9 protein-coding genes are annotated in these 11,395 nt (G+C 76.4%); all 9 read left to right on the forward strand.

Features of this window, described 5'->3' with window-relative positions; translation table 11 throughout:
• Positions 1-85: 85 nt before the first annotated feature.
• The gene (locus ACFWA9_RS12500; protein WP_329490673.1) at positions 86-958 is read left to right on the forward strand and encodes a glycosyltransferase family 2 protein; all 873 of its coding nucleotides are present in this window, start codon (positions 86-88) and stop codon (positions 956-958) included.
• Positions 955-2,277, forward strand: a complete 1,323-nt coding sequence (locus tag ACFWA9_RS12505; protein WP_352294114.1) for a glycosyltransferase — start codon at positions 955-957, stop codon at positions 2,275-2,277. Before ACFWA9_RS12500 ends, ACFWA9_RS12505 begins: the two co-directional genes overlap by 4 nt.
• A complete protein-coding gene (locus ACFWA9_RS12510) occupies positions 2,274-3,566 on the forward strand; it encodes a glycosyltransferase family 2 protein (protein ID WP_380386180.1) in 1,293 nt (430 codons plus the stop codon). The genes ACFWA9_RS12505 and ACFWA9_RS12510 overlap by 4 nt, the downstream gene beginning before the upstream one ends.
• Positions 3,566-4,936, forward strand: a complete 1,371-nt coding sequence (locus ACFWA9_RS12515; protein WP_380386183.1) for a lipopolysaccharide biosynthesis protein — start codon at positions 3,566-3,568, stop codon at positions 4,934-4,936. Before ACFWA9_RS12510 ends, ACFWA9_RS12515 begins: the two co-directional genes overlap by 1 nt.
• Positions 4,936-5,976, forward strand: coding sequence for a glycosyltransferase family 2 protein (locus tag ACFWA9_RS12520; protein WP_380386186.1), 1,041 nt, complete (start codon positions 4,936-4,938; stop codon positions 5,974-5,976). The genes ACFWA9_RS12515 and ACFWA9_RS12520 overlap by 1 nt, the downstream gene beginning before the upstream one ends.
• Complete coding sequence (locus ACFWA9_RS12525; protein WP_359839960.1) at positions 5,973-6,785, forward strand: polysaccharide deacetylase family protein; 813 nt, start codon at positions 5,973-5,975, stop codon at positions 6,783-6,785. Before ACFWA9_RS12520 ends, ACFWA9_RS12525 begins: the two co-directional genes overlap by 4 nt.
• On the forward strand, positions 6,778-8,847 hold the full coding sequence (locus tag ACFWA9_RS12530) for a glycosyltransferase (RefSeq protein ID WP_380386190.1): 2,070 nt from the start codon (positions 6,778-6,780) through the stop codon (positions 8,845-8,847). The genes ACFWA9_RS12525 and ACFWA9_RS12530 overlap by 8 nt, the downstream gene beginning before the upstream one ends.
• On the forward strand, positions 8,847-10,127 hold the full coding sequence (locus ACFWA9_RS12535; RefSeq protein WP_380386193.1) for a family 16 glycosylhydrolase: 1,281 nt from the start codon (positions 8,847-8,849) through the stop codon (positions 10,125-10,127). Before ACFWA9_RS12530 ends, ACFWA9_RS12535 begins: the two co-directional genes overlap by 1 nt.
• Positions 10,128-10,141: 14 nt before the next feature.
• Positions 10,142-11,395: ATP-grasp domain-containing protein (locus tag ACFWA9_RS12540; protein ID WP_380386196.1), on the forward strand; the 1,254-nt coding region annotated here is incomplete at its 3' end.

The raw sequence follows: 11,395 nt of genomic DNA on the forward strand, positions 1-11,395 counted from the left end.
GTCGCGCACCGGGCCCGCCCCGTCACAGGGGCCGCGCCGTGCCCGGCGCCGCCCGCCGCCTCCTCCCTCCGAGAGGCCGCCCGCGATGAGCACCACCCTGCCCCCCCACGTCGTTCCGTCCCCGGACCACGACGGCCGGCCGCAGCGCCGGGCCGAGGACCGGGCCGCCCCCCGACGGCCGATGCGCCGCGCCGAGGACCGGGCCACGGCCCGTCGGCCGATGCGCCGGGCCGGGGACGGCGTCGCCAGTCGGCACAGCGTCACCCTGGTCGTCCCCGCCCAGAACGAGGCCCGCAACATCCCCTGGGTGTTCGAGCAGATCCCGCGCTGCGTGGACGAGGTCATCCTGGTCGACGGCTCCTCCGACGACGCGACCGTCCCGATGGCCCGGCACTGCCTGCCGACCGTCCGCAGCGTCCAGCAGAGCGGGCCCGGCAAGGGCAACGCGCTGCGCACCGGCTTCGCCGCCGCCAGTGGCGAGTACATCGTCATGATGGACGCCGACGGCTCGATGTGGCCCGGCGAGATCCCGCACTTCCTCCACTTCCTCGACCACGGCTTCGACTTCGTCAAGGGCTCCCGGTGCATCGCCGGCGGCGGCTCGCTGGACCTCACCAAGGTCCGCTCCTTCGGGAACCGCGCGCTGCTCGCCGTGGTCAACCGCCTCTACGACGCGAGTCTCACCGACTTGTGCTACGGCTACTGCGCCTTCCGCCGCTCCTTCCTGGACGCGCTCGACCTGCGCTCCTCCGGCTTCGAGATCGAGGCCGAGATGATCGCGCACGCGCTGCGCTCCGGACTGCGGATGGCCGAGGTGCCGAGCCTGGAACTCCCCCGCCGCAGCGGTCGATCCCACCTGCACGCCGTCTCCGACGGCCGCCGGGTGCTGAGGACCCTGATCACCGAGCGTCCCGGCGCCCGGTCCTCGGCGGCAGCCTCCGCGGGGGAGCAACGATGAATGGCTCCGACCGGCGCACCGCAGCTGCCTGCCCGCGCTCCGCCGCCCGCGACTCGCTCTACACCCCCGTCCGCGTCGTCGACCTTGACCTGGACGATCCGAGCGAGCTGCGCTCGCCCGGGGGTCTCGGCACCGCCGACCCGGTCGGCCGCGTGTTGGCGTTGGTGCGGCTGCACGGACACCCGCTCGGCTTGGTCACGGCCACCGGAACAGCGGGCGACAGTGCCGCGCTGCGCCGGGCGCTGGTCGACGTCGCCCACCGGGAACTCCCGGTTCCCGCCCTGTCCACCGCGACACCCGCGGCGCGTCCCGGTCGGGTCGGCCGCGCCCGGGTGCCCGCGGGCCCGGTCACGGTCAGCGTGGTGGTCTGCACGCGCGACCGGACCGAGCAGCTGCGGAGCTGCCTCGACTCGCTCCTGCGGACCGGCTATCCGCACGTGGAGGTCCTGGTGGTCGACAACGCCCCGCGGAGCGACGCCACCGAACGCCTCGTCGCCACGCGGTACCGGGACCGCGTCCGGTACCTGCGCGAGCCGGTGCCGGGCCTGGCCCGGGCCCGCAACCGCGGCCTGGCCGCGGTGCACGGCGAGGTGGTGGCGTTCGCCGACGACGACCTGATCATCGACACCGGCTGGGTCGGCGCGCTGGCCGGGGCGTTCGGCGCGGACGACCGGATCGGCTGCGTCACCGGCCTCGTGCTGCCCGCCGAACTCGACACCCCGGCCCAGGCCGCCCTCGAACAGTACGGCGGCTACTCCCGCGGCTTCGCGGCCCGCGACTGGTCGCTGCGCGACCGCCCGGACGACCCGCTGATGCGGTTCTCGGTCGGCCGGTTCGGCTCCGGGGCGAACATGGCCTTCCGGACCGCCCTGCTGCGCGGCATCGGCGGCTTCGACCCGGCGACCGGCGCCGGTACGCCCGCCCGCGGCGGCGAGGAACTGCTGGCCTTCTTCCAGATGCTCGACGCCGGCCACACCGTCGCCTACCAGCCGGACGCCATCGTCTGGCACCGCCACCCGCGCACCGGCGACGCGCTGACCCGGCAGGTCTTCAACTTCGGCGTCGGCTTCGGCGCCTACCTGACCGCCGCCGTCGCCCACCGGCCCGGGCTGCTCACCACGCTCGTCCGGCGCGTCCCCTCCGGTCTGCGCCGCTGGCAGCGGGTGCGCCGGCACCGGGCCCGCTGCGGCCCGGCCGAGGGCGAGGCCGCGCTGCTGCGGCTGGGGCGCCGCGAGTTCCGCGGGCTGCTGGTCGGGCCGTTCGGCTATCTGATCAGCGTGTGGCGCCAGCGGAGCCTGCGCACCGGAGGTGCGTCATGACCACCGTCCTGCGGGCGCCCGCCCAGGTGGTGGAACTCGATCTCGACCGGCCCGGTGGGCCGTGGCGGCCCGGCTTCACGGCCCCGGTCCGCCCGCAGGGGCCCGTGGTGGCCCTGGTCCGCCGGGCCGGCCGACCGCTCTGCCTGGTCGCCGTCGACGCCGACCGGCCAGGTCCCGACGGTAGCGCGGGCCCGGACGCCGGCCCGGACGCCGGGCGGCTGCGCCGCCGGCTCGTCGAGGCGGCCGAACGCCACCTCGACACCGGGCCGGCGGCCCCCGCCCCGCCGCCCCCCGGCGCCCGCGCACCCCTGGTCAGCGTCATCGTCTGCACCCGCGGGCGGCCCACCCTGCTCGGCGACAGCCTGAGCGCGCTGCTGCGCACCGACTACCCGGCCACCGAGTTCCTGGTGGTCGACAACGCCCCCGAGGACGACGCCACCGAACGGCTGATCCGCACGCTCGGGCCGGACCGGCTGCGGTACCTGCGCGAGCCGGTGCCGGGCCTGGCCCGGGCCCGCAACCGCGGCCTGTCCGCCGCCCGGGGCGAGTACGTGGCCTTCACCGACGACGACGCGCTGGCCGACCCCGGCTGGGTGAGCGCCCTCGCCGGGGCCTTCCGGGCCGACCCCCGGGTCTCCTGCGTCACCGGTCTCGTGGTGCCCGCCGAACTCGACACCGAGGCCCAGGCCGTCTTCGAGCGGTACTGCGGCTTCGGCAAGGGCTTCGCCCCCCGGGACTGGTCGACGCGCACGGCCGGCCGCGACCCGCTCTTCCCCTTCGCCGCCGGCCGCTTCGGCACCGGCGCCAACATGGCCTTCCGCACCACCGTGATCCGCGACCTCGGCGGCTTCGACCCGGCGACCGGCGCCGGTACGCCGACCCGCGGCGGCGAGGACCTGCTCGCCTTCCTGCGCGTCCTGGTCGCCGGTCACACCCTCGCGTACCGGCCGGACGCCGTCGTCTGGCACCGCCACCGGCGCACCATGGCCGAGCTGGACGCCCAGATCCAGGGCTTCGGCACCGGCCTCGGCGCCTATCTGACCGCCGCCGTCTCGCAGCGCCCCGGCCTGCTGGCCGAGCTGCTGCGCCGCCTCCCGGCCGGCACCCGGTACGCCCTGCGCCGGGCCGTCGCGCCCGCCCCGGCCGGCCCCGGGCGGGGCGGGCGCGACGGCGATCCGGGACTGGCCCGGCTCGGCCGGCTCGAACTGCGCGGCCTGCTGCACGGACCGTTCAGCTACCTGGTCAGCCGGCGGCAGGACCGCCGGTTCCGGGCGGAGGACTGGTCGTGATGCAGTCGCTCAGCACGCGTGCGGCCGCGCCCGCCCGGCCCTGCTCCTGCCCGCGCCCGCTGCCCTGCCAGTGCTCCTACCGCGACCTGCTGCGGGCCCGCGCCCGGGCCGGCCGGGCCCGGCTGGCCGGGGAGCCGCTGCTGCGCAACGGCCACATCCTGCTGGCGAGTTCGATGGTGGCGGCCGCGCTCGGCGCGATCTTCTGGCTGTTCGCCACCCGCTGGTACAGCGCCGAGACGGTCGGCCTCAGCTACGCCGCCGTCTCCGCCGCCGGGCTGCTCTCCGCGGTCGGCCGGTTCAACCTCAGCAGCGTCCTGGTGCGCTTCCTCCCCGGCGCCGGGCAGCACACCCGGCGGCTGGTGGCCCGCTGCTACGCGGCGAGCATCGCCGCCAGCGCGTTCGCCGCGGTGCTCTTCCTGCTGCTGATCCCGTGGATCTCCCCGAGCCTCGGCTACCTGCGGCAGCCGGTGGTGGCGGTCGCCTTCGTGGTGGTCACGGCCGGCTACTCGCTCTTCGTCCTCCAGGACGGCGCGCTGACCGGACTGCGGCGCACCGGCTGGGTGCTCGGCGAGAACGCGCTGTTCGCCCTGGCGAAGGCGGGCGCGCTGGCGGTCTGCGCGGTCCTCGCGGTCGGCACCGGGATCCTGGTCTCCTGGGCGGCGGCATTGCTCATCACCGTCCTGCTCACCAACGTCGTGCTCTTCCGCCGGGCGATCCCGGCCCACCAGCGGGCGGCCGGCGCCACCGCGTCCGCCCCGCCGCGGGTGGCCGGCTACGCCGTCGCGGACTACCTGGGCAACATCTCCGGCATCGCCGCCTGCAGCGTCGTACCGCTCATGGTGCTGGCCGTGCTCGGCGCGGAGCAGAACGCCTACTACTCGCTCGCCTGGGTGATCGCCGACAGCCTCTACATGGCCGCCTACAGCATGGGCAGCTCGCTGGTGGTCGAGGCCGCCCGGGCACCCGAACGGCTCGCCGAACACGCCCGCCGGATGATGTGGCACACCGGACTGCTCGTCCTCGCGGCGGTGGCCGTGATCGTGGCCTTCGCCCCCTGGATGCTGCGCCTGTTCGGGCCCGGCTACGCCGAGCACGGCACCACCGTGCTGCGGCTGATGGCCCTCTCCGCCCTGCCCACCGTCGTGCTGAGCCTGGCCACCGACGTCGCCCGGGTGCGCCGCGCCCTGGGCTGGATGATCGGGCTCCAACTCGTCTACGCCGTCCTCGTGATCGCGCTCGTCGCCGGACTGCTGCCCGTGTTCGGCCTCACCGGGGTCGGGCTGGCGTGGCTGCTCGCCGCGACGGTCCTCGCCCTCCCGCTGCTGGTCGCCCTCCCGCGCTGGCTGCCGTCGTCCGATCGGAGATCGTGATGAACACCGTGCCGAACGCCGGACCGGTCACCGCACCGGGCCCCGGGCCCACCCTGTCCGTGGTCGTCTGCAGTTACACCCTCGACCGCTGGGACGACCTGTGCGCCGCCCTCGACTCGATCCGTGCCCAGCGCCGGCAGCCCGACGAGACCGTCGTGGTGGTCGACCACTGCCCCGCCCTGACGGCCCGGCTGGCCGCCCGCCCCGGCCTGCGGCTGGTCGAGAGCCCCGAACGCCCGGGCGTCTCCGGCGCCCGCAACACCGGGGTCACGCTCGCCCGCGGCGAGGTGGTCGCCTTCCTGGACGACGACGCGGTGGCCGAACCCGACTGGACCGAACGGCTGCTGGCCGGCTTCCGCGACCCGCGGGTGCTCGGCGTCGGCGGTCGGGTCGACTCCTGGTGGGAGACCGGCCGGCCCGGCTGGTTCCCGCCCGAGTACGACTGGGTGGTCGGCTGCTCCTACCCCGGGGCCGCCGGGAGCACCGGCACGGTGCGCAACTTCATCGGCGCCAACATGTCCTTCCGCCGGGCCGCGGTGGTCGCCGCCGGCGGCTTCCGCGGCGACCTCGGCCGGATCGGCACCAGCCCGTTCGGCTGCGAGGAGACCGAGCTCTGCCTGCGGCTCACCGCCCGGCACCCCGGCACCGAGCTGCGCTACGAGCCCGCCGCCGTCGTCCGCCAGCACGTCCCGCCGGCCCGCACCACCTGGCGCTACTTCAGCTCCCGCTGCTACGCGGAGGGCCGCTCCAAGGCCGTCGTCGCCCGCTACGCGGGCAGCCGGTCGGCGCTGTCCACCGAGCGCCGCTACGTGCGCCGCACGCTGCCCGCCGCGATCCTCCGCGCGCTGGGCCGGCGGCGGCTGCGGGCCGCCGGGGCGCTCGGCGCCGGCGCCTGCCTGGCGGCGGCCGGGTACACCGTCGGCCGGCTCGCCCGGGCGGACGTCGGGGCCACCGCGGCCACCGCGGACGCCGGGGACTCCGGTGCCGCCCCCGCCGCCCGGCCCGGGGTCGCGGCCGTGTCCACCAGGAGCCGGCCATGAAGGAGGTCCCGGTGTTCCTGTACCACTCGGTCTCGGACGACCCGCCGCCGTGGATCGCGCCGTACACCGTGACGCCCGCGGCCTTCCGCCGCCAGATCGACCGGATCGTCGACAGCGGGCGGCCCGTGGTGCCGCTGCGCCGGCTGGTCTCGGCGATCCTCGGCGGCCCGCCGCTGCCGCCCCGCGCCGCCGTCCTCACCTTCGACGACGGCTTCGCCGACTTCTACTGGACGGTGGCCCCGCTGCTCGCCGAGCGCGGCCTGCCGGCCACCCTCTACGTCACCGTCGGCGCCGTCCACCCGCCGGGCGGGCCGCCCACCGGCAGCCTCTTCCCGCCGGCCGACATGCTGAACTGGCGGCAGATCAGCACCCTGGACGCGATGGGCGTCGAGATCGGCGGCCACTCCGTCACCCACGCCCAGCTGGACACCGTCTACGGGCGGCGCTGCACCGACGAGATCGTCGAGTGCAAGCGGCGCCTGGAGGACGCCCTCGGCCACGAGGTCGCCGCGTTCGCCTACCCGCACGGGTACTCCAGCCCGGCCGTCCGGCGCAAGGTCCGCGAGGCGGGCTGGACGTCGGCGACCGCGGTGGAGAACAAGTTCAGCTCCGCCTCCGACTCCGTGCTGCGGATCTGCCGGCTGATGGTCCGCAGCGACACCCCCGACCACGTCTTCGACGGCTGGATCGCCGGGCGGGGAGCCCGAGTCGGACCCGTCCCGGAGAGCCTCTACACGCGGCTCTGGCGCAACTACCGCCGGCTGCGCACCGCGGTCGGCAGTCCGGTCGGAAGGCCGTCCAATGGTTGACCAACTGGCCCCCGCCCAGCTCCCCACCGGCGGCCCGCCCCCGGAGCCCGACGGCGCGCGCCCGCCCGGGCGCCTGCGCGCGGGGCCGCTGCGCGCGCTGCGCGCCGGCTGCCGGGAGGCCGGGCCGCTCGGCGTCTTCGCTCGCCTGGCCCTGCCGGTGGCGCTCGCCCTGTGGCTGCTCGCGCTGCCCCGGGTGCGGCTCGGCGGCATGGGCGACCTCGGCCTGATCCAGGTGCTGCCGGCCCTGTACTGGACCGGCCTGGCCCTGCTGGTGGCCGGCTTCGTCGCCGTCCTGCGCGACCGGCGGATCCGCCAGCGCTGGGCGGCCGGGTACGTCCTCGCCCTGATCGCCTTCCTCCACGCCACGCCCACCCTGCTCTACCCGGAACTGCGGTACGCGTGGGCCTGGAAGCACGTGATGGTCGTGGACGCCATGCTGCGCCACGACGGCTCCGTGCCGAACGCCGGCGAGCTGGACATCTACAACCAGTGGCCCGGCTTCTTCCAGCTCAACGTGCTGCTGCTGCGCGCCACCGGCCTGCACTCCGCGCTCGGGTACGCGGCCTGGTTCCCGGTGCTCACCAACGTCCTGCTGCTCGGCCCGCTGCTGCTGATCTTCCGTACCGTCACCCGGGACCGGCGGCTGGTCTGGGGCGGCATCTGGATCTACTACAGCACCTCCTGGATCGGCCAGGACTACTTCTCCCCGCAGGCCTTCTCCTACCTGCTGTTCCTCGCGGTGCTCGCGCTGGTGCTGCGCCGGCTGGCGGCCACCCGCGTCGCGCAGGGACCGCCCGGCGGGGGAGCGTCCGCCGGCCGGGACGCCACGGCGGGTGGGGGAGGCCCGGCGGGTGGGCGAGGCCCGGCCGGCGCGCGGAGCGGGCCGGGCACCGGCGCCCGGGCGATGACCTGGGTGACCGACATCCCGCCCCGGGGCGGCTGGCGCCCGCTGCCGTTCGCCCTGGTGCTCGTCCTGACGGCCGCCATCGCCTGCTCGCACCAGCTCACCCCGCTGATGCTGATCAGCGCCCTGCTGATGCTCGCCCTCCCGCGGCGCAACCGCCGGGTGGTGCTGCCCGCCCTGGTCGGTGCCGTCGGCATCACCTTCGCCTGGGACGCCACGGTCGCGCGGCCCTACCTGGCCAAGAACATCGGCAACCTGGTCGCCGCGCTGGCCTCGCCCGACAACAACGCGCTGCCCGGCCTCCAGCGGCTCGCCCAGCCCGCCCCCGGACAGGTGTTCGCCTCCTGGGTCGACCGGGGCCTGACCGCCGCCGTCCTGCTGCTCGCGGTGACGGCGGTGGTGCACCACCGCTGGGTGCGCCGCACCCCCCTGCCGCTGCTCCTGATCGCGCCCGTCCCGCTGCTGCTCGCCAACAGCTACGGCGGCGAGATGATCTTCCGCGCCTACCTGTTCGCGCTGCCCGCGGCCGCTCTGCTCGCCGCGACCGTGCTGATCCCGTCCTCCCGTGCTCCGGCCGGCCCCGCCGCCCCGTCGGGCACCCCCGCCGGCCACCGGGCCCGACGCCCGCGCCGGGCGCTGCCCGCGGTGCGCCGGGGGCTGACCCTGGTGGCGCTGATCGCCCTGCTGGGCGGCCTGGTCTTCGGCTACTACAGCAAGGAGGCCATGAACACCTTCGGCCCCGGCGAGGTCGCCGCACTGCGCTACGTCGCGCACACCGCGCCGCCGGGGTCGCGGATCGTCTCGGTCACCGCGGACCTGCCCGGCTCCGAGGAGCGCTACGACGAGCTCAGCCGGACGGCGCTCTCGGTGGGCACGCCCGACGACCGCCGGCAGCTGGTCGCCGACCCGGCCTCGGCCGTCGAGGCCGCACTCGCCGACCCCGCCGTGACCGGCCCCTCGTACCTCGTGCTGACCAAGGCCCAGACCGCCGAGTGCAGGCTGACCGGCATCCTGCCCGCCGATACCGTCGACCGGGTCCGCGCGGCGGCCTCCGCCTCCCCGACGCTGCGGGTCGTGTTCACCGACGGTGACGCCACCGTCTACCGGCACTCCACCCAGGTCGCCGTCGAGAGCCCGTTCGCGGAGAGTGGGCAGTGATGATGAGGCCGCCTCCCCGCACCGCCGCCCGGCTGGCGCCCGCCCTGCTCGGCTGGGCCGCGCTGGCGTCCACCGGGCTGGCGGCGGGCAGTCCGCTGCGCGTCGCGCTGACCGGCGCCTTCCTGGTGATCGGCCCGGGGGCGGCCGTCCTGCTGGCCCGGCCCACCGTCGCCCGGACGGCCGGCGGCCCCGACCGGCTCGCCGCCGCCTCGCTCGCGGTGGCGCTGAGCACCGCACTGGCCGCGCTGACCGCCGTCGCGCTGCTGGGCTCCCACGTCTTCTCGGTGCGCGCCGCGCTCGCCGCCCTGGCGGCCGTCACCACGGTGCTCGCCCTGGTGCCGCACCGCACCCGGCGGGGCCGGCCGGCCGGGGCGCGGCCGGGGCACGGACGGTGGCGACCGGGTCGGGCCCGCCGGACGGCCGGCGGGTTAGCGGCGGCCGCCCTGTTGGTGCTGGCCGCCGCCTGTTCCGGCACCTCCGGGACGGCCGGCGGCTCCGGGCCGACGGGGTCGGGCACCGGGCTGCCGGCGGGCGCCGCCGCGAACCGGCCCCCGGCGCCCGGCACCTGGCGGCTGGTGTTCGACGACGAGTTCACCGGCTCCTCGCTCGACACGGCGAACTGGACCACCTGCTACGACTGGAACGACGGTGGCTGCACCAACGCCGGCAACGGCGAGGACCAGTGGTACCAGCCGGGCCAGGTCAAGGCCGGCGGCGGCCGCCTCACCCTGACCGCGCAGCCCCGGACGGTGAAGGGCAGCGACGGCCGGACGTACCCGTGGGTCTCCGGCATGGTCAGCACCGGCCGCGACTCCTGGAACGCCGAACCGCGCCACACCTTCACCTACGGCTACTTCGCGGCCTCGATCAAGGTCCCGGCCAACCCGCACGGCTTCTTCCCCGCCTTCTGGCTGATCCCGGCCGCGACCAGGGGCACCCCGCCGGAGGTGGACATCGCCGAGTTCCCCAACACCGACCAGTACGTCCACATGAACCTGCACTGGCGCGGCGCGGACGGCTCCGACCAGCACGTCGGCCAGAACTGGGGCCCCGCCGACTTCTCCGCCGGCTACCACGTCTTCGGCGTCGACTGGGAGCCCGCCGCGGTGACCTGGTACGTCGACGGCAAGGCCTGGTTCCAGGTCACCGACCCCTCGCGGATCCCGGCCGTGGCGATGGAGATCGTGATCAACCTCGCCGTCGGGTACCTGGAGTCGCCGCCCGCCGGGACGGACTCGGCGGCCCTGCAGGCGCAGTGGGTCCAGGTGTGGCAGCACTGAGAGGTGGGAGCGTTATGGCAGGAGGCCCGCTGGGCGTCGACCGCGCCGTCCCCGCGCTGCTGGTGAAGGTCGGTCACTACCCGCTGTCGCACAGCGCCGTCGGCGCGGTGCGCTCGCTCGGCCGGCTCGGCGTCCCGGTCTACGCGATGGTCGAGGACCGGCTGACGCCCACCGCGCTCTCCCGCTACCTGACCGGAGCGCTGGTCAGGCCGAGCACCGGCCGGGAGCCGCCCGCCGAACTGGCGGCCGCCCTGCGGGGGGTGGCCCAAGAGGTGCGGCGGCGGAGCGGGCGGCGGGCCGTGGCGGTGGCCACCGACGACGAGGCCGCCGTGCTGCTCGCCGAGCACGCGACCGAGCTGGCCGAGGACCTGCTGCTGCCGCCGGTACCGCCCGGTCTGCCCCGGCGGCTCGCCGACAAGGGCGGCCTGCACGACCTCTGCCGCGGTACCGGCACCCCCACCCCGGCCGCCCGGACGCCCGTCGACCGGGCCGGACTGCTGGCCGCCGCGGCCGAGTTCGGGTATCCGCTGGTGCTGAAGAACCTCGCCTCCTTCACCCGGCTGGAGCGCCCGGTGGTCGGCCACACGACCGTCGTCCGGAGCGAGGCGGAGCTGCTGTCCCACTGCCCGCCCGGGGCCTCCTCCGACGGGCCGCCGCTCGCGGTGCTCGTCCAGGAGTACCTGCCCGCCGAGCAGGCGCGGGACTGGATCACCCATCTGACCTGTGGCCCCGGCGGCGAGCCGCTGGCCGTCTTCACGGGCGTCAAACTGCGGTCCTGGCCCCCCGGCGCGGGCGTCACCACCCGGGCCGGGTCCGTCGCCAACCCCGAGCTGGCCGAGCTGGCCGTCCGGCTCTGCCGGCGGCTCGGCTACTGCGGGATCGCCGACCTCGACTGGCGGCTCGACCTGCGGGACGGCCGGTACAAGCTGGTGGACTTCAACCCGCGGACGGGCGCGCAGTTCCGGCTCTTCGAGACCACCGCGGGCGTCGACGTGGTGCGGGCGCTGCACCTGTCGCTCACCGGGCGGCCGGTGCCGCCCGGGCCGCAGCTGCGGCGCGGCTACGGGGTCGGCCAGCTCGACCTGCTCTCCCTCGGGTCCGCCGCGTGGCACGAGCACCGCCCGCCCGCCGACCCGTGGCCGCGCCGGGGCACCGAGCGGGCCTGGCTCTGCGCGGACGATCCGCTGCCCGCCGTGGTCGTCGCCGCCCGGTTCGGCGGCCGGGCCGCGCGGTACGCCGCCCGCCGCCTGGCGGCCGCGGCCCGGGGC

The organism is Kitasatospora sp. NPDC059973, from assembly GCF_042737525.1.
Lineage (GTDB): Bacteria > Actinomycetota > Actinomycetes > Streptomycetales > Streptomycetaceae > Kitasatospora.